Source organism: Marinomonas sp. KMM3893, from assembly GCF_004352855.1.
In the GTDB taxonomy this organism is placed as follows: Bacteria; Pseudomonadota; Gammaproteobacteria; order Pseudomonadales; family Marinomonadaceae; genus Marinomonas; species Marinomonas arenicola.
The window spans coordinates 627,236-645,368 of the sequence record NZ_SJSC01000003.1; the positions used below are offsets into that span (position 1 = coordinate 627,236).

General features: G+C 44.8%; 14 protein-coding genes and 6 tRNA genes. 18 read left to right on the plus strand and 2 right to left on the minus strand.

What is annotated here, in order from left to right:
- The first annotated feature begins 357 nt into the window (after positions 1–357).
- From E0D71_RS10825 to E0D71_RS10845, 5 genes are all read left to right on the plus strand, one after another.
- Complete coding sequence (locus tag E0D71_RS10825; RefSeq protein ID WP_133003315.1) at positions 358–603, plus strand: hypothetical protein; 246 nt, start codon at positions 358–360, stop codon at positions 601–603.
- A 90-nt stretch (positions 604–693) separates the two neighbouring features.
- A complete protein-coding gene (locus E0D71_RS10830) occupies positions 694–5,112 on the plus strand; it encodes a PAS domain S-box protein (RefSeq protein WP_133003316.1) in 4,419 nt (1,472 codons plus the stop codon).
- 6 nt (positions 5,113–5,118) lie between these two features.
- Positions 5,119–6,036, plus strand: a complete 918-nt coding sequence (locus E0D71_RS10835; protein WP_133003317.1) for a diguanylate cyclase — start codon at positions 5,119–5,121, stop codon at positions 6,034–6,036.
- Positions 6,037–6,192: 156 nt separating this feature from the next.
- Entirely contained in the window at positions 6,193–6,804 is a 612-nt protein-coding gene (locus E0D71_RS10840; RefSeq protein ID WP_133003318.1) for an XRE family transcriptional regulator, read from the plus strand.
- A 42-nt stretch (positions 6,805–6,846) separates the two neighbouring features.
- On the plus strand, positions 6,847–8,193 hold the full coding sequence (locus tag E0D71_RS10845) for a 3-deoxy-7-phosphoheptulonate synthase class II (protein ID WP_133003319.1): 1,347 nt from the start codon (positions 6,847–6,849) through the stop codon (positions 8,191–8,193).
- A 122-nt stretch (positions 8,194–8,315) separates the two neighbouring features.
- Here E0D71_RS10845 and E0D71_RS10850 read toward each other — a convergent pair whose 3' ends face one another.
- Both E0D71_RS10850 and E0D71_RS10855 read right to left on the minus strand, forming a co-directional pair.
- On the minus strand, positions 8,316–9,038 hold the full coding sequence (locus tag E0D71_RS10850) for a GIY-YIG nuclease family protein (RefSeq protein WP_133003320.1): 723 nt from the start codon (positions 9,036–9,038) through the stop codon (positions 8,316–8,318).
- 96 nt (positions 9,039–9,134) lie between these two features.
- Positions 9,135–9,761: a class I SAM-dependent methyltransferase gene (locus tag E0D71_RS10855; protein WP_133003321.1), complete on the minus strand. Its 627-nt coding sequence runs from the start codon at positions 9,759–9,761 to the stop codon at positions 9,135–9,137.
- Between the two features lie 257 nt (positions 9,762–10,018).
- Between E0D71_RS10855 and thrS the strand changes: the two genes are divergently transcribed.
- The 13 genes from thrS (at position 10,019) to E0D71_RS10920 (ending at position 18,121) form a co-directional block, all read left to right on the plus strand.
- The gene (gene thrS / locus E0D71_RS10860; RefSeq protein ID WP_133003322.1) at positions 10,019–11,950 is read left to right on the plus strand and encodes a threonine--tRNA ligase; all 1,932 of its coding nucleotides are present in this window, start codon (positions 10,019–10,021) and stop codon (positions 11,948–11,950) included.
- A gap of 14 nt (positions 11,951–11,964) precedes the next feature.
- Positions 11,965–12,498, plus strand: coding sequence for a translation initiation factor IF-3 (gene infC, locus E0D71_RS10865; RefSeq protein WP_115898705.1), 534 nt, complete (start codon positions 11,965–11,967; stop codon positions 12,496–12,498).
- Positions 12,499–12,562: 64 nt separating this feature from the next.
- Positions 12,563–12,757 carry a 50S ribosomal protein L35 gene (gene rpmI / locus E0D71_RS10870; protein WP_115898706.1) on the plus strand — a complete coding sequence of 65 codons (195 nt, stop codon included), beginning with the start codon at positions 12,563–12,565 and terminating at the stop codon, positions 12,755–12,757.
- Between the two features lie 50 nt (positions 12,758–12,807).
- Positions 12,808–13,164: a 50S ribosomal protein L20 gene (gene rplT / locus E0D71_RS10875; RefSeq protein WP_115898707.1), complete on the plus strand. Its 357-nt coding sequence runs from the start codon at positions 12,808–12,810 to the stop codon at positions 13,162–13,164.
- A gap of 128 nt (positions 13,165–13,292) precedes the next feature.
- Complete coding sequence (gene pheS / locus E0D71_RS10880) at positions 13,293–14,288, plus strand: phenylalanine--tRNA ligase subunit alpha (protein WP_133003323.1); 996 nt, start codon at positions 13,293–13,295, stop codon at positions 14,286–14,288.
- 22 nt (positions 14,289–14,310) lie between these two features.
- Positions 14,311–16,695 (plus strand): phenylalanine--tRNA ligase subunit beta, encoded by a 2,385-nt coding sequence (gene pheT, locus E0D71_RS10885; protein WP_133003324.1) that lies wholly within the window; start codon positions 14,311–14,313, stop codon positions 16,693–16,695.
- Positions 16,696–16,699: 4 nt separating this feature from the next.
- Complete coding sequence (locus E0D71_RS10890) at positions 16,700–16,996, plus strand: integration host factor subunit alpha (RefSeq protein WP_115898710.1); 297 nt, start codon at positions 16,700–16,702, stop codon at positions 16,994–16,996.
- A 370-nt stretch (positions 16,997–17,366) separates the two neighbouring features.
- Positions 17,367–17,443, plus strand: a tRNA-Pro gene (locus tag E0D71_RS10895).
- Positions 17,444–17,456: 13 nt separating this feature from the next.
- Positions 17,457–17,532 (plus strand) — tRNA-Thr (locus E0D71_RS10900).
- Positions 17,533–17,600: 68 nt separating this feature from the next.
- A tRNA-Thr gene (locus E0D71_RS10905) sits at positions 17,601–17,676 on the plus strand.
- Positions 17,677–17,729: 53 nt separating this feature from the next.
- A tRNA-Thr gene (locus tag E0D71_RS10910) sits at positions 17,730–17,805 on the plus strand.
- Positions 17,806–17,847: 42 nt separating this feature from the next.
- Positions 17,848–17,923 (plus strand) — tRNA-Thr (locus E0D71_RS10915).
- A gap of 122 nt (positions 17,924–18,045) precedes the next feature.
- Positions 18,046–18,121 (plus strand) — tRNA-Val (locus E0D71_RS10920).
- Positions 18,122–18,133: the final 12 nt, after the last annotated feature.

Below are 18,133 nucleotides of genomic sequence, written 5' to 3' on the forward strand. Positions count from 1 at the left end.
TGTTACATCGTTTTTTCTTCATTACAATCACTATTTTTGAAAAAAAGAAGGTGCGCATTTTTGGTGAATTATTTTTGAACGTGCACTAATAAGATGAGTGAGTTTTTTTGTTTTTTCTCTTTTAATTCAAGTTAGTTAGTCTTTATTGGGCTTTGATGAGCGGAGAAGGGGGCGCTTTTTTGGTGCGTCTTGATTGTGAAAAATATCACAATATTTTTTAGGCATACAAAGCGTTGAGAGAGTGGACAAAGTGACCGCCAGGCAAGATGCCCTTGGTTTTCGTTAAATAACCGCTTCTAAATAGTGTGCATTTCGCTATCATTGGACGCTGTATCGATTTTTATAAGGTGGTTCTTTATGTTCTTAAGATTTGGCTTTATTGCGTTTAGCGGTGTTTTGGCTTTGAGTTCTTCTAGTGTGTTTGCTTTTGACGATTACTGTACGCCTAAATTGGACGTCTACTTGAAGACGACTCAGGAAACAGTGGAGTCTAAATATGTGCCAGAAAGACAAAAAGAAGTCGCTCAGAAGATTTTGGATAAAGTGAAAGCAAGTCGAAATGACACGAAAGATTGCGTTTTGCTGGATAAGTTGTTGCCTTAAACAATGAGCTTACATTTTTAAACGCAATTTATCTGTTTGCGTAATGAAATCAATCTATTATTTGTTTATCAGGATGGGACCTAGAATGACATGATAGAATTGATTTCAGCGTTAAAGAGTGCGACACGCCTCTTGGAAATGACATCGGCCGCGGTCGTTTTTTCTGATCATAGCGTGCTGCTTGATGATCAGAATACAAAGATGGCACACTTGGTTCAGTCTTTTCGACGCGCTCCTTTATCGTCTAATGTGTCCGTTTCCAGCCTTACCCACGCTGCTGATAGCAAGGATAGCTTTTGGCAGGGTATTTTAGTATCAGGCAACCTAATCGTTAGACGGCTTGACGCTGACACCTCGCAACCTGCGTATTTGATTTTATTTGGTGAACATGAGTTCACACATTTTTCCGAGCAACAGCGCCAATCCTTGTGTTTTGCTGAGGCGGCACTTAAACATCTTGTGTCGCAAAAGATCGACGCAGAAGCCATTTCCCGTCTTATTCCCCACGACGACATGTTTGAGTTTGTTAATAAAAACACCAGCATGATTGCCATTGTAGACAACGACCTGCGCTTTGCTTTTGCCAATGATAAATGTTTGGAGGGTTTTAAGTTAAGTCAGGAGGAAGTCATTGGCAAACGGGTACCTGAGGTGATTGGTGAAGCTGTCTATGAAACCTCTAAAGAGTCCCTTGTCTCAGCTTTAAATGGCCAAAAAACAACCTTTTTACTGACCTTAAGGCATCGCGATGGTGAGGTTGCAAAGATTCTCGAGGTGGTGTGTACGCCAAAGCATCACCAAGGAAGGCAGGTTGGCTTGTATGTCGTTGCGCAAAATGTCACGCCTCAGCAGAAAACCTTGCAGACTCTTCGCAATCTCCATCAGATCACAGCAAATTCAACAACGGCGCTAGAAGATAAGCTGCAGAGTATTTTGGCGGTGGGTGTGTCTCAGTATGGTTTGCCATTAGGGATTATTAGTAAGATCCATGGCAACACTTATACTGTTAAGTACTGTGTTTCTCCTGATAATGAATTGTCACCTGGTATGGCATTTGACTTAGGGCAGACCTATTGTGTGCACACCTTAAATAATGGTGAGCCTACCTATTTTCACCACACCTCTAAAAGCACTATTAAAGATCACCCTTGTTATCAAAATTTTGGCTTAGAAGCCTATATAGGCGCATTGATTAAGATTGATGGGGAAAGTTGGGGAACGCTCAATTTCTCCAGTCCACACCCAAAAGAAGAGCGCTTTAGTGAAGACGACATAGAGCTCATGAAATTGCTGGCTCAATGGGTTGGTAATGAAATAACACGACACAATACACTGGAAAAACTGCAAGCGTCAGAGCAGCAGCAACACTTGCTGCTTAATTCTGCGCACGATGGTTTTCTTGGTATAAATTCAGATGGCCAGATTATTTTTGCCAACCAAGCGGCTTGCCATATAACAGGCTATCAATTGGAAGAATTATTAGGTCAGCATCATCATCCTTTGCTGCATCATTCTCAGGCAGATGGTACGCCTTATCCTTTGTCAGAATGTCCAGTCAGTAGAACCGTACTGACAGGCGAAAGCAGTCAGTCTTTGGCTGAGCCTTTATGGGGCAAAAATGGGTTGTTTATTGCTGAGTATAACTGCGTGGCGATGAGAGATATTAATGGTCTGGTGCAGGGCGCGGTGATCACTTTTCAAGATCGTACCCAGCAGCTTGCTGTTGAGCAAGAAATGCTAGAGCAGAAAAGGCTATTTGAATCCTTGTTCGTTGATGCTCCCTCGGCCATTGCCTTGGTCAATAAACACCGCGAAGTGGTCATGGTAAACCCCGCTTTTTGTGTGTTATTTGGTTATTCTGCAGATGAGATAGTCGGCCAAAATACCGCCATGTTATATGCCTGTGAAGAGGAATATTCACGCATCGGGGACGCCTATTACAGTGACACGGATGTCAAGGTAAACCCACTAGAGCGTGTGGCTTATGTAAATAAATGCGGGCGCGTATTTTATTGCGAGACCGCGGGCAGCATGATTAAAGGTAAGCAAGGAGAAATTGAAGGTTACATCGGGCATATGACGGATATAACAAGCCGATTGCAAGATGAAAAAGAGAGACAAAGAGCTAATCAGCGCTTTTCTATGGCTTCTGATGCCGCGTCGATAGGGGTGTGGGAGTGGGATTTGAGCACCAATGAACTGGTTTGGGATGATTGGATGTATCGCCTTTTTGGGGTGGAAAAAGAAGAGGTGAGTGATCCATACCAAGTCTGGAAAAAGTGCATTCACCCAGATGATGTGGCGGCGCTCAATGACAAAATAGAGACTTTTATTCAGGGTGGCGAGCGCTTTGATACGGATTTTCGCATTGTTCGTTTGGATGGACAGGTTCGTCATTTGAAAGCAAACGGAGTATTGGAATGTGGCCGAGAAGGGCACTCACCGAAATTAATCGGTGTGAATTTAGACATTACCTCCCAGATTGAAACCGAGGCGATTCTGCGCAAGGCCAGTAATGAAGCTGAGTTAGCAAATAAAGCCAAAAGTGACTTTTTGGCCACCATGAGCCATGAGATTCGAACCCCGCTTAATGGTGTTTTGGGGATGGCTGAGTTGCTTTCACACTCGCCGTTAAGTACTGAACAAGCCTCCCAATTGGGTATCCTCCAAGAATCTGGAGAAAGCTTACTAGAGCTGATCAACGAAATACTCGATTTCTCAAAAATAGAAGCCGGTCAGCTGGCGATTGATTCGGTTGATTTTGATCTAGAGAAAACGCTTTATGATGTGGTGCGCCTGTTGATGGTTAGTGCCGAAAAGAAAGGCTTAGACCTGTTGGTGGAATACCCAAGTTATACGCCTACCAACTTCATCGGGGACGCGTTTAGGATCAAGCAGGTGCTGATCAATCTGGTTAGCAATGCCATTAAATTTACTCACACAGGGCAAGTCGTTGTGGCGGTGGCGTCGGCGCTGGGTGAGCTGGGGCGTGCCAATCTATCGATCAAAGTAACGGATTCAGGTGTTGGCATCGCTAAGGGTGTTCAAGCGTCATTATTTAAAGCGTTTACGCAAGAAGACTCATCAACAACACGCAAATTTGGCGGCACTGGGTTAGGGTTGGCGATCACTAAGCAACTGGTGGAGTTGATGGGTGGTAGTATTATGCTGCAAAGCGAAGAGGGGGTTGGTTCTTCCTTTACTGTGTCTCTTACGCTGGTGGAGAGTTATTTAAAACAGCCTTCGGAAAGTGTGGATTTGTCACAATGGCAGCATGCGAAAGCACTGATTGTGGATGACAATGAAATTAACCTGATGATTTTGTCTAATCAGCTGTCAGAGCTTGGTATTCAATGTGATCAGGAGCTAAGCTCAGTTGAGGGATATAAACGGATAATGTCGGCTGCTAAGAAGCAACCGTACGATCTGATTATCTTGGATTACCAAATGCCAGAGTTAGACGGATTGGCCTTGAGCGCCCTGGTTCGCGAGCAAAGCGGTAATGATTATGCGCCAGCTATTATCATGGCCTCTTCCTCAGGACGCTTGAAGCAAGATTCTTTGCAAAAAGCGGGTGTGAATGTCTGTTTAACCAAGCCGGTAGACAGTCATTCGTTGTCACTGGGCGTGGATGCAGCGCTGAATAGCCAGGTGTTGGCCAAGCCGGTGTCGTATTTCTCCTCGAGTGAAAAAGCGTCATTGTATACTGAAAAAGACTTTCCGCAATTTTCTGGTTGCGTGCTAATCGTTGAAGACATGCAGGCTAATATCGCCGTTGCGCGAGGCCTCATTGAGAAAATGGGTTTTGAAATTCTCGAAGCGGTAAACGGTGAAATTGCCGTTCAACAATGGCAAAAGCATCGCCCAGATTTGATTTTGATGGACCTACACATGCCCGTTATGGATGGATTGACGGCCATGAGAGCGATTCGTCATATAGAAAAAAATGACCCTCTTAATCGTAGTACGCCCATTTTTGCACTGACAGCGGATGCTCATGCCGAAAGGTTAGCGGATGTCGAGCGTGCTGGTGGGGATGGGCTCATTGCGAAACCCTTTAAAAAGGGCGACCTAGTACGACTATTTAAACAATATTTCCATCAGCAAGAATCTAGTAGAGACGTAAAATTGAGTCACGAAAGCGATAAGAATGAAGAAGCTATAGGCACTGATAAGGTGGTATTGGATCAAGCTGTATTGGATGAGTTAAAGTTAGTATTAGGGGCGGATTTAGAAATACTGTTCCAAGCTTTCTTTTCTGATGCCGAGGGCATTATAGAGACACTAAAAAATGCCAGTGAAGAAAGTGTGGATTTAACGGCGATCGCTAGAGCCGCGCACAGTATGAAATCCATTTCCCAAAACTTGGGTGGGCGTGACCTTTCAGCACTTGCAGAACGTATAGAGAAGGCTGCTAAGCAAGAAGAGGTTCAAGAAGTGTGTGCGTTAATCACGCTATTAATCAAAGAGTACACGCTATTTTCTGAGGCGCTCAATAAAGAACGATAAGGTTTTATGAAAATACTCATTGTTGACGACACTAATACGGATCGACTTTTACTGAAAATGTATTTGTCTAAATTAGAGCACGATGTTATTGAGGCTGTGAATGGAGAACAGGCCATTATCCAGTACATCAAAGACGCCAATGAGCTTGATCTCATCCTCATGGATGTGCAAATGCCTGAAATGGGCGGGTTTGAAGCGGTGAGCAAAATCCGCAGCATCCAGGAATCTCGAAACCTTGAGTGGGTGCCTATCATTTTCTTAAGCGCCAGCGCGGAAGCGGAAGATATTGATGAAGGGATTCGTGCTGGAGGCGACGACTATTTAATTAAGCCAATTCACCAGAAGGTACTGTCTGCCAAAATGCTGGCAATGCAACGTATTGCTGATATGCGGCATCGTCTTATTTTGGCTAATAATGTGCTGGAGGCGCAAGCATCTACGGATCATCTGACTGGGATTTTAAATCGTAGAGCGCTTGAAGCTGTACTGGACCGGGAAGTGGCGCGTTCGAAGAGGTTTGAGTCTGTTTTTTCTTTTGCCTTGTTCGATTTAGATCATTTTAAGCGAGTTAATGACAATTATGGACACGATGCCGGTGACTTTGTCTTGGCTGAAGTGGTGAAAAGGGTGTCTCAAGGGTTGCGTTCTGATGATGCTTTGGGACGAGTAGGTGGTGAAGAGTTTGGTGTGGTTATTTTTAATTGCGTTGGTAAGAAGGCAAAAGATGCCTGCGAAAGGTATCGACAATTGATTGCAGAAAAGCCATTTATCTATAACGGTATAGAAATTAAGACCTCGATTAGTGTCGGTTGTGTCGCGTTTGATATCAAGACGGATTCCAGAGAATCCATCTATAAAAAAGCCGATGTCTGTTTGTATGAGGCAAAAGGAGCTGGTCGTAATCAGGTGGTTTATCAAGAGTAAAAAACGCCAATAGCCAAAGGTCGACTGATAAAAATCAAAAAATGCCCGTCATTAGCGGGCATTTTTCGTTTTTATTGCAATAGAAGCTGTGTAGACCATAGGTTAACGGAGTTTCTTTTAGTAAACTTTTGGGACTTAGAATGAGATAGGTGAATTATGGTAAGTCGACCGTCTTTAGAAACTGCTACAGCATCAGAACCTGATCGCTTTGTTGAACCCTTGGAATTGGGTAAGCGGGTAAAGGAAATTCGCTTAACCAAAGGGTGGACGTTAGAGGAAGTCAGTAAAAGGACAGGGATAGCCCGTTCAACTCTTTCTAAAATTGAGAACGATCAAGTGTCACCAAGTTTCACCATCGTTCAAAAATTGATTAAAGGGCTGGGGATGGATCTGCCGCAGCTTTTTGTCGAGGCCAGCGAGCACTCCATTGCGGGGCGCCGTGACATTACTCGCAAGGGTAAGGGGGAGCCTCACCCGACGGCGACTTACGAGCATGAATTGTTAAACTTCTCGATCAGCCGAAAGAAAATGGTGCCTTTTAAAACCAAGGTACGGGCAAGGAGTTTTGATGAGTTCAAGGAGTGGGTGCGTCATGATGGGGAAGAATTTTTATTGGTGTTAGAGGGGAAGATTAATTTTTTCTCTGAGCTCTATGAACCAATTGAATTAAAAGAGGGAGACAGTGTGTATTATGATGCCAGTATGGGTCACACCGTTGTATCCACGTCTAGTAAAGATGCAGAAATTCTCTGGGTCGTCGCGCGTTAGATCGACGCCAGAGTAATGATTAATAAGAAGGTTTTAGAAGTTATGAATCAATGGAATCCAGCCAGCTGGAGAGAAAAAACTGCGTTGCAGCAGCCTGTTTACCCAAGTGCAGAGCACTTGGCTCGTGTCGAAGGTGCGCTGGGTAAAATGCCTCCTTTGGTGTTTGCTGGTGAAGCGCGTCAATTAAGATCCGCGTTATCTAAAGTGGCAAAAGGCGAGTCTTTTTTATTGCAGGGCGGAGATTGCGCAGAAAGTTTTGCTGAATTTCATGCTGATAATATTCGCGACACATTCAAAGTGATGTTGCAGATGGCGGTGGTTTTGACCTACGCCGGAAAATGCCCAATTGTCAAAGTGGGAAGAATGGCTGGGCAATTTGCTAAGCCCCGTTCTGCCGGCAATGAAACCATTAATGGTGTTGAGTTGCCAAGTTACCGCGGCGATATTATTAACGGTATTGAGTTCACTGAAGCGGCGCGTGTGCCAGACCCAGAGCGTTTGGTGCAAGTGTATAATCAAAGTGCCGCGACTATGAATCTATTGCGCGCCTTCTCTCAAGGTGGTTTTGCCGACTTGAATCAAGTGCATCAATGGAATCTAGATTTCTTGAAAGCCAGCCCAGCGGGCGAGCGTTTTCAAGGCATTGCTGACAAAATTGACGATGCGATGCAATTTATGGAAGCGTGCGGTGTCGGTGGAGGACTGACTCAGCTTCAGGAAACGGAGTTTTATACTTCTCATGAAGCCTTGTTATTGCCTTACGAACAAGCATTGACGCGTAAAGACAGTCTAACGGGCGACTGGTATGACTGTTCTGCTCACATGTTGTGGATTGGTGATCGTACCCGTCAGTTGGATGGGGCACATGTCGAGTTCTTACGCGGCGTAAACAATCCAATCGGTGTGAAGGCGGGGCCTACGATGGACCCAGAAGATCTGTTGCGCCTATGCGATGCCTTGAACCCTAATAATGACCCAGGCCGTTTGAATATCATTGTCCGTATGGGGGCTGATAAGGTTGAAGAGGGCATGCCTAAACTGATTCGCGCCATTCAAAAAGAAGGCAAGCAAGTGGTTTGGAGTAGTGACCCAATGCACGGTAATACAGTGAAAGCGAGTTCGGGTTATAAAACCCGCCACGTAGATCATGTGTTGCGTGAAGTTCAGCAGTTTTTCCAAGTGCACAACGCTGAAGGCAGTTATGCCGGTGGTGTGCATTTTGAAATGACAGGTCAGAATGTTACTGAGTGCGTCGGTGGTGCTTTTCAAGTGACAGAAGCGGATCTGGCTGATCGTTACCATACCCATTGTGACCCACGTCTAAATGCGGATCAGTCTTTAGAATTGGCGTTTATGATATCTGACACCTTGAAAAAAGCGCGCGCTTAACATCGAGGCGGTCTATCGTTTGCGTTCATTTCGCAATAAAAAAGCCCAGTGAATGAAGATTCACTGGGCTTTTTAGTGTAACGATCTTTTGTATCAGAGTCATTGTGCTCTGATGATCAAGCTTAGCCTTTACGGCGACGGAAAGACGATGTTGCGGTTTTTGATGTGATATCAATTTTCGCCATGATCAACGCCATTTCTTCAGCTTCTGCTTGTTGCTGTGCTTTTAGCTTATCTTCACGTTCTTTTTTCGCCGTTTTTTCAGCTTCGCGAAGCATTCGTTGAATGCTGGCTTTGCTTTTCGGGCGTTCGACTTTCGTGATGTCGGAAGGTTTTGTTGGGTCTGCTGCTTTCACGGTCGATGCAGGAGAGTCTAAGCGATCTTCGCCAATGAGCTCACCAAAAAAGGAGCTGGCCGTCGGCTTCGGAGCAGCTTCTTTTTTAATTGGTAGCTCAATTGACTTTTTTGCGGCGGCCTTTCGAGTTTTCTTCGGCTGCTCGGCTGTAGAGACGCCATTCGCGTCAAACATGGCCTTTTTGCCAAAGCTTAATCCAGCGGCTTTTGCCGTTGTTTGGCCTATCTTGTAGCCTCTTAGGCTTTCTCCGTTGTAGATGGAAACATAGTCTTTTTCTAGTTCGTAAAGCTCTTGTTTGTCATCTGTTTCGAAGAGTTCTTCAACCGCAAAGGCGCTTAAATCGTGCTCTCGGATATCGTCATACAGTGGAAAATCCAAACCTTCATTTGCTGCTTCTACGTATTGCTCAAAGCGTTGGAAACCGCTATTGAAAGAAGTGCCAATATAATGTTTGCCAGTGATATTATTTGTGATTTTAAAAACGACCAAAATCGCTGCCTCTTACTTAGTATCTTTTGAATAGCACATAAACCCGACTTACTTCTGGTTGCCCAAAAGTAAATCGGGTTTATAGAAAAATAGAGTTTAGTGTTTTACGACGAGATTCAGTCCGTCGCGGACATTGAGATGAACATTCTCAACTCGACTGTCTTGTGCAATCACACGGTTAAGCTCATTGACAGCGAGATCGCTGTTCTCTTTAGGATCAAGAACTCGTCCTTGCCATAAAGAGTTGTCAATGATGATTAAGCCACCCTTACTTACTAGCGGTACAACAGCTTGGTAATAATTAAGGTAATTGCGTTTATCAGCGTCGATAAAGACGAGGTCGAAAAGACCTTCAAGGTTTTGAATCGTCTCCAGCGCAGGACCAAAAATCGGTTTGATTTTGTGTCCATGGGGGCTACGATCGAAAAAGGATTGAGCAAATTCAATTGCTCTAGGGTTGGTTTCACAGCAGATAATCTCGCCGTCATCAGGCATGCCTTCAGCGATGGATAAAGCAGAGTAACCAGTAAACATACCGATTTCTAAAACGCGTTTAGGTTGCTTGATCGTGGCAAGAATCTTCAAGGTGCGGCCAATGATTTTACCAGACAACTTATTTGGGTATCCCATGTCCGAATAGGTTTTATCGACCAATTCAATGAGAAGATCAGGTTCTGATTGAGTAGTCTCAATGCAGTAGTCGTCAAGATAGTTAAGATCCATAAGGCCTTTCAGATATCAAAGTGTGTTGCGAAACGGAGGCTAATTTTACCTCGCACAGGGAGAATGTCTATGGCTAAAACTAAGAAAAAAGCCTTGATTTTCCAGCATTCTCTTTTATTGGGTTTTGTTTCGGCTTTTACCGTGAGATATGGTCAAATTAGCGTTCGCAAGATACTTGCAAAAATGCTATTTTAAGCGGCTTAAATTGACATGTGCTCTTTGGTATGGAGCACCACTGACTCCAATAGGAGAAAAAAATGCCTGTAATTACTTTGCCTGACGGCAGTCAACGTACTTTTTCTAACCCAGTTACTATCATGCAAGTGGCTGAAGATATCGGGCCAGGTCTTGCAAAAGCAACCGTTGCTGGCCGTATTAACGGTACTTTAGTAGACGCTTGCGAACTGATCTCTGACGACTCAGACATCAGCATCGTAACCGGTAAGGACCCTGAAGGGGTCGAAATCATTCGTCACTCATTTGCGCATTTGGTTGGGCACGCTGTAAAGCAATTGTTCCCAACGGCAAAAATGGCGATTGGCCCGGTTATTGATGAAGGGTTTTATTACGACATCGCATACGAACGTTCCTTTACCCCAGAAGACATGGCTGCCATTGAAAAGCGCATGACTGAGTTGGTAAAAACCGATTATGACGTTGTTAAGAAAATGACGCCGATTGCGGAAGCGCGTGCTGAATTTGAAGCGCGTGGTGAGTCTTATAAAACATCTTTGATTGATGGATTGGATGACTCAGTAGAAAGTGTTGGCTTGTATTACCATGAAGAATACGTCGATATGTGTCGTGGTCCTCACGTTCCGAATACTCGCGTATTACGCCACTTTAAATTAATGAAGTTGGCAGGTGCCTATTGGCGTGGTGATTCTAATAATGAAATGCTGCAGCGTATTTATGGCACAGCATGGAATGATAAAAAAGAATTGAAGGCGTACTTGACGCGCATTGAAGAAGCAGAGAAGCGTGACCATCGTAAGTTGGGCAAAAAGCTGGATCTGTTTCATGTGCAAGAAGAAGCGCCAGGTATGGTGTTCTGGCATCCAAAAGGCTGGAGCTTGTACCAAACGGTTGAGCAGTACATGCGTAACAAGCAGCGTGAAAACAATTATCAAGAGGTTAAAACCCCTCAGATTGTTGATCGTGTGCTTTGGGAGAAATCTGGGCATTGGGGTAAGTATCATGAAAACATGTTTACGACTCACTCAGAGAACCGTGATTACGCTGTGAAGCCAATGAACTGTCCGTGTCATATTCAGGTTTATAATCAAGGCCTGAAGAGTTATCGCGACCTGCCTTTCCGTATGGCTGAGTTCGGCTCTTGTCACCGTAATGAACCTTCTGGTGCATTGCACGGTATTATGCGAGTGCGAAACTTTGTTCAAGATGATGGCCATATTTTTGTTACGGAAGGTCAGATTCAGCAAGAAGTATCCGAATTTATTGATCTGTTGCACGAAGTGTATGCAGACTTTGGTTTTGATCAGATTATTTACCGTTTATCTACTCGTCCTGAGCAGCGTGTTGGCTCTGATGAAGTGTGGGATAAAGCGGAAAAAGCCTTGTCAGACGCATTGAATGCTGCTGAGTTGGATTGGGAAGAGTTGCCTGGTGAAGGGGCTTTCTATGGTCCTAAGATTGAGTTCTCTCTGAAAGACGCGATTGGTCGTGTTTGGCAGTGTGGTACTATCCAGGTCGATTTCTCGATGCCGACTCGTCTAAACGCACAATATGTGTCAGAGGATGGTTCTCGCCAAACACCGGTTATGTTACACCGTGCCATTGTTGGTTCGTTGGAGCGATTTATCGGTATTTTGATCGAAGAGACAGAAGGTGCCTTTCCGGTCTGGCTTGCGCCTGAACAAGTTGTTATCATGAATATTACAGATCGTCAGGCAGATTATTGTTCTGATTTGGAAAAAAGATTAAATTCAAACGGCTTTAGAGCAAAACTTGACTTGAGAAACGAGAAGATCGGGTTTAAAATTCGCGAGCATACTCTTCAACGCGTGCCTTATATGATCGTAGTTGGGGACAAAGAAGTGGAGCAGCAACAAGTTGCTGTCCGAACTCGTACCGGCGAAGATCTTGGGGTGATGAGTATCTCTGATTTTGAAGATCTGCTTCAAACAGAAGTTGCTCACCGTAGCCGTAAACAAGAAATGGAGAAATAGTTATAAAAGGTAATATGAATCGTGGACGTAATGCGAGCAAGCAGCGTCCTCTAATCAACGAAAACATTCGAGCCACTGAAGTGCGTTTAATCGCCGCTGACGGTGAACAAGTTGGCGTGGTCTCTCTTGAAGAGGCACTAAAGGCGGCTCAAGAAGCAACGCTTGATCTAGTTCAAATTGCTGATTCAGATCCCATTGTTTGTAAAATCATGGACTACGGTAAGCATATCTTTGAAGCGAAGAAAGCAAAAGCCGCTCAAAAGAAAAATGCGAAGCAGATTCAAGTAAAAGAAATGAAATTCCGTCCAGGGACGGAGGAAGGGGATTATCAGGTAAAACTCCGCAACCTGATACGTTTCCTTGAAGGCGGGGATAAGGCCAAAGTATCACTACGATACCGCGGTCGTGAAATGGCCCATCAGGAGCTTGGCATGCAACTTATGAATCGAGTCGCTCAAGACTTAGACGATTATGGTGTAGTGGAACAAGCTGCGAAAATGGAAGGTCGTCAATTGACTATGGTGCTAGGCCCCAAAAAGAAGAAGTAATTTTAAATAATTTAGGTTATTAAGAAATTACGATAACATTAACGAATGCGAGAGTGGTTTTATCATGTCCAAAATTAAGTCACACAGTGGCGCAGCTAAGCGCTTCAAACGTACCGCGAATGGTTTTAAACATAAGCAGTCCCACACTAGTCATATTTTGACTAAAAAGTCTACTAAGCGTAAACGTCACCTGCGCGCTTTGAGCCAAATCGCACAAAGCGATAAAGCTCTTATTGTTCGCATGTTGCCTTACATTTAATTGTAGAGTTTTTTTAAGTTAATTTATTTTTTTAGTAAAGGGTTTATATTATGCCTCGCGTAAAACGTGGTGTTCAGGCTCGTCGCCGTCACAAGAAGATTTTAAAGCAAGCTAAAGGTTACTACGGTGCACGTAGCCGTGTATTTCGTGTAGCTAAACAAGCAGTTATCAAAGCTGGTCAATATGCATACCGTGACCGTCGTCAACGGAAGCGTCAATTCCGCGCATTGTGGATTGCTCGTATTAACGCCGCTGCACGTATCAACGGTTTGTCTTACAGCCGTTTCATTGCTGGCTTGAAAAAAGCAGCAATCGAAATCGACCGTAAAGTATTGGCTGATCTAGCTGTGTACGAGAAAGAAGTTTTTGCTGCAATCGTTGAAAAAGCGAAAGCTAGCTTGGCTTAATTTCTGACGTAGCCTTAGGGTGATTTGATCTTGAAAGATCCTGTCTTAATAGAAAAAATGACCCAATGCAGTCTTTAATAGGGGAAGAGCTAACGCTCTTCCCCTATTTTATTTTTTGGAGTATGTAAATGGAGAATCTAAAACAGATTCTTGCTGATGCGTTAAACGCAGTAGCAGCGTCTGAAACCGAGTCCGCCTTGGATGATGTACGTGTGCATTACCTAGGAAAGAAAGGGGCTTTGACCGCTTTGCTGAAACAGTTAGGTAACGTTTCTGCAGAAGATCGACCAAAATTTGGGCAGTTGGTAAATGAAGCCAAAGGCCAGGTTCAGGAAAAAATCACTGAACGCAAAAGTAAGCTTGCCAAAGCGGCTCTGGATGCAAAATTAGCAACCGAAACAATCGATATCTCATTGTCAGGGAAAGGCCAGGAAATTGGTGGTCTGCACCCAGTAACACGCACAATGGAGCGTATTGAAAACTTTTTCCGTGGGATTGGCTTTGATGTGGCCGCTGGGCCAGAAATTGAAGACGATTACCACAACTTTGAAGCGTTAAATATTCCTGCGCACCATCCGGCGCGAGCGATGCAGGATACCTTCTATTTTAATCCGACAACGGTATTGAGAACGCATACTTCTCCAGTGCAAGTGCGCACCATGGAGACCTCTCAGCCGCCAATTCGTATTATTTGTCCTGGTCGTGTGTATCGTTGTGATTCAGATCAGACGCATACGCCGATGTTTCATCAGGTCGAAGGTTTGTTGATTGATGAGAATATCTCCTTTGCCGACTTGAAAGGTATTTTGCAGCAGTTTTTGAATGTCTTCTTCGAAGACGATCTTAAAGTGCGTTTTCGTCCTAGTTACTTCCCATTTACTGAACCTTCTATTGAAGTGGATATCATGCGTACCAACAGCAAAGGCGAAGAGTCTTGGTTGGAAGTATTGGGTTGTGGCATGGTTCACCCTAAAGTGCTTGAGATGTCGGGCATCGATTCCGAAAAATACACAGGGTTTGCATTTGGCATGGGCGTAGAGCGCTTTGCTATGTTGCGCTACAAAGTAGACGACCTTCGTATGTTTTTTGAGAACGATTTACGTTTCCTTAAGCAGTTTAAGTAACCAGTCGACCTAGGATGTTTTTATGAAAATTAGTGAGAATTGGCTAAGAGAGTGGGTCAATCCAAGCATCAGTAGCGATGATTTGGTGGCTCAAATAACCCTAGCTGGCCTTGAAGTAGATGAGGTTTTGCCTGTTGCGGCTGAGTTTTCAGGCGTGGTTGTGGGTGAAATTATCAGTGCTGAACCACACCCAAATGCGGATAAGCTGCAAGTGTGTCAAGTGTCTGATGGTGCTGAACAGTTTCAGGTTGTTTGTGGTGCGCCAAACGCGCGTGCAGGCATCAAGATTCCGTTTGCGAAAATTGGCGCTGTCTTAGGTGCGGATTTTAAAATCAAGAAAGCCAAACTTCGCCAAGTTGAGTCTTTTGGTATGTTGTGCTCTGCCTCTGAATTGGGTGTGAGTGATGACAATGACGGCATTATGGAGTTGCCATCTGCGGCTCCGACCGGCGAAGACTTTCGTGCTTTCTTGGGGTTAGATGATCAGATTATAGATGTGGATCTAACGCCAAACCGCAGTGACTGTTTGAGCTTAGCGGGCTTGGCTCGTGAAGTGGGTGTGTTGAATAAAGTGGACCTTACTCCAGTGGTTGTTGCTGCTGCAGACGTTTCAATTGATGACACATTCCCTGTTCGAGTGGAAGCGGTTGACGCTTGTCCTCGTTATTTGGGGCGTGTTATTCGCGGCGTTAATGTTGGCGCAGCAACCCCTTTATGGATGACAGAGAAGCTGCGTCGTAGTGGAATTCGTTCAATCGACCCTATTGTTGATATTACGAACTATGTGATGCTTGAGCTGGGTCAGCCAATGCACGCATTCGATTTGGCCAACTTGTCTGGATCGGTTGTTGTTCGTATGGCGACGGCTGGCGAAAAAATAGTCTTGTTGGATGGCCAAGAAGTGTCTCTTCGTGAAGACACTATGGTTATTGCGGATGACAAGGCGCCGTTGGCCATTGCTGGCGTAATGGGTGGCGAAGGTTCTGGGGTGAATGTCGATACACAAGACGTTTTCCTTGAGAGTGCTTTCTTTGCGCCTATCGCGCTGGCTGGTAAGGCGCGTTCTTATGGCTTGCATACTGATTCCTCTCATCGTTTTGAACGTGGTGTCGATGCGACATTGCAAGAGAAGGCGATTGAGCGTGCTACCGCGTTAGTGCTTGAAATTGCCGGTGGACAAGTGGGTCCTATTGTTCGAGAAGAGGCGCCAGCGTCTTTGCCTGAAGCGGCTGTGGTTACTTTGCGTCGTAAGAAGCTAGATCAATACTTGGCTGTTTCAATCGACAAAGACCTAGTGACGGATATCCTTACCCGTCTTGGTCTTGAGATGCTTGAAGTGACGGATGAAGCTTGGACAACGAAAGCACCGTCCCATCGTTTTGATATTGCCATCGAAGCGGATTTGATCGAAGAAGTGGCGCGTATCTACGGCTACGACAATTTGCCTTCTTCTATGCCTCAGGCTGCGGTGAATTTCACACCTCAATCTGAAAGTAAAACACCTATTCAAGCGTTGCGCTCTGTGTTGGTTGCTCATGGCTATCAAGAAGCGATTACTTACAGCTTTATTGATCCTGTGCTAAGTAAGCAATTCTTGCCGGACATCGAGCCAGTGCCATTGGCTAATCCTATTTCTGCGGACATGGGTGTGATGCGTCCGAGTTTGATCCCAGGTTTGGTGAAGGCGTACTTGCATAACCAGAATCGTCAGCAGTCTCGCGTGCGATTGTTTGAAACGGGTCGCCGTTTTATTGGTACGGTCGATGCTTTGGATGAATTGGATCAGCAGCAACAAATCTCAGGATTGATTGCCGGTAGTCGTGATTCTGAAGCTTGGTACCATAATAGCGATAAGGTCGATTTCTATGACCTTAAAGCGCATGTGGATGCTTTGTTTGACTTGAATGATGGTCGTCAGCCTACGTATGAGCGTTCTCAGTGTGAGTTCTTGCACCCTGGTCGTTCTGCTGATGTATTTGTAGATGGCGAGTTTGTCGGTATCTTGGGTGAGTTGCACCCTCAGCTATCAAAAACATTAGGGGCCAATCAGCCTTTGTATGTCTTTGATATTGCGCTAGCGGCTGTGATCGATGCGAAGTTGCCAGAATACAAGGCAATTTCAAAATTCCCTGAAGTGCGCCGTGATTTGGCCTTGCTGGTAGATCGTTCGGTGCCGGTTGCTGACTTGGAAAAAGTCATTTCTGAATTCGCGGGAGATGCCTTTAAAGAGGTGCTTGTTTTTGACGTCTATCAAGGCCAAGGTATTGATGAGACGAAAAAAAGTGTCGCTTTGGGCTTGACGTGGCAGCATCCTTCCCACACTCTTAGTGATGAAGAAGTAAACAATTCTGTCGAAACAATTGTTGCGGCATTAGCTGAGAAGTTAGGGGCCGTTGTAAGGGGGTAATCTTATGGCATCGTTGACAAAAGCGGATTTGGCCGAAAATTTAGTAGATTCTGTAGGTCTTGCTAAAAAGGACGCAAAAGATCTTGTAGAAGGTTTTTTTGATGTGATCCGAGAATCTCTTGTTGAGAGACAGCAAGTGAAGTTATCAGGTTTTGGTAACTTTGAAGTTCGCGAGAAGAGTCAACGGCCAGGTCGTAACCCTAAAACGGGTGAAGAGATTCCTATTACTGCTCGAACCGTTGTTACCTTTCGACCAGGGCAAAAGCTTAAGTCGAAGGTTGAGAACTACATGCAAGAGTAAGTGCTCTTGTTATCGCACTTATAAAAGCATTGCTTGGTTCTTTCAAAAAGCCATCCCTCGGGGTGGCTTTTTTGTTTTTAGTATCCTGCTTGGTAGGGAAGGGGAGGAGTCTCAATGAGCGCACTGGATGGGCTTGGCGAACGCGTCAGCGAACAGACAGTGTATAATGGTGAATAGAAGGTAGGTGGCTTTGCCTGATGGCTGGCTGAAGGTTTTGGTTATAAGTACATTTAGATCAATAGGTAAGCAATATTTTGCCAGTAACCAATAGTTTTGATTAAATTGAAAAAAAGTTTATAAAACCCTTCCCTTTTCAATTCGTTATAGTAATATACGCACCCGCTGACAGCGACAGTGTTGCTGTCTGCATCGGGGCGTAGCGCAGCCTGGTAGCGCACTAGCATGGGGTGCTAGTGGTCGCAGGTTCAAATCCTGCCGTCCCGACCAAAAATTGAGAAATGCCGCTATAGCTCAGTTGGTAGAGCATCTGACTTGTAATCAGAGGGTCCCGAGTTCGACTCTTGGTGGCGGCACCATATTTTGGTCAAAGTTCTTTTCTTCTTTTAGAGGGAATGAATAAAAAATAGATTTTGCTTTTATTAAAGCCGCTATAGCTCAGTTGGTAGAGCATCTGACTTGTAATCAGAGGGTCCCGAGTTCGACTCTTGGTGGCGGCACCATCTTCTAATAGAAGATGAAAGTAAAAGTAAACTGCGTCGTGGTAAATGGTTATGCCGCTATAGCTCAGTTGGTAGAGCATCTGACTTGTAATCAGAGGGTCCCGAGTTCGACTCTTGGTGGCGGCACCACTTCTCTTTATTGAGTCGTATAGAAAATTGATTCAGCGTTAAGCCGCTATAGCTCAGTTGGTAGAGCATCTGACTTGTAATCAGAGGGTCCCGAGTTCGACTCTTGGTGGCGGCACCATAAATTTGGTAACGATTTGAATTATGTCGGGTGTGTAGCTCAGTTGGGAGATTCGTTTCCTAACAAGGCGCAAGACACCGGGAGTTCAGAACTCCACATCTAATAAGATGTAAAATTATTACGGGTGTGTAGCTCAGTTGGGAGAGCGTCGCCCTTACAAGGCGAATGTCGGGAGTTCGAACCTCTCCACACCCACCACTTACTAAACAG

Bases quoted from the DNA above. Each gene is read 5' to 3' on its own strand.
- E0D71_RS10845 (WP_133003319.1), top strand. From the start codon at position 6,847: ATGAATCAATGGAATCCAGCCAGCTGGAGAGAAAAAACTGCGTTGCAG.
- E0D71_RS10840 (WP_133003318.1), top strand. From the start codon at position 6,193: ATGGTAAGTCGACCGTCTTTAGAAACTGCTACAGCATCAGAACCTGAT.
- E0D71_RS10890 (WP_115898710.1), top strand. From the start codon at position 16,700: ATGGCATCGTTGACAAAAGCGGATTTGGCCGAAAATTTAGTAGATTCT.
- infC (WP_115898705.1), top strand. From the start codon at position 11,965: ATGAATCGTGGACGTAATGCGAGCAAGCAGCGTCCTCTAATCAACGAA.
- rplT (WP_115898707.1), top strand. From the start codon at position 12,808: ATGCCTCGCGTAAAACGTGGTGTTCAGGCTCGTCGCCGTCACAAGAAG.
- E0D71_RS10830 (WP_133003316.1), top strand. From the start codon at position 694: ATGATAGAATTGATTTCAGCGTTAAAGAGTGCGACACGCCTCTTGGAA.
- pheS (WP_133003323.1), top strand. From the start codon at position 13,293: ATGGAGAATCTAAAACAGATTCTTGCTGATGCGTTAAACGCAGTAGCA.
- E0D71_RS10855 (WP_133003321.1), bottom strand. From the start codon at position 9,761: ATGGATCTTAACTATCTTGACGACTACTGCATTGAGACTACTCAATCA.
- E0D71_RS10835 (WP_133003317.1), top strand. From the start codon at position 5,119: ATGAAAATACTCATTGTTGACGACACTAATACGGATCGACTTTTACTG.
- rpmI (WP_115898706.1), top strand. From the start codon at position 12,563: ATGTCCAAAATTAAGTCACACAGTGGCGCAGCTAAGCGCTTCAAACGT.
- pheT (WP_133003324.1), top strand. From the start codon at position 14,311: ATGAAAATTAGTGAGAATTGGCTAAGAGAGTGGGTCAATCCAAGCATC.
- E0D71_RS10825 (WP_133003315.1), top strand. From the start codon at position 358: ATGTTCTTAAGATTTGGCTTTATTGCGTTTAGCGGTGTTTTGGCTTTG.
- thrS (WP_133003322.1), top strand. From the start codon at position 10,019: ATGCCTGTAATTACTTTGCCTGACGGCAGTCAACGTACTTTTTCTAAC.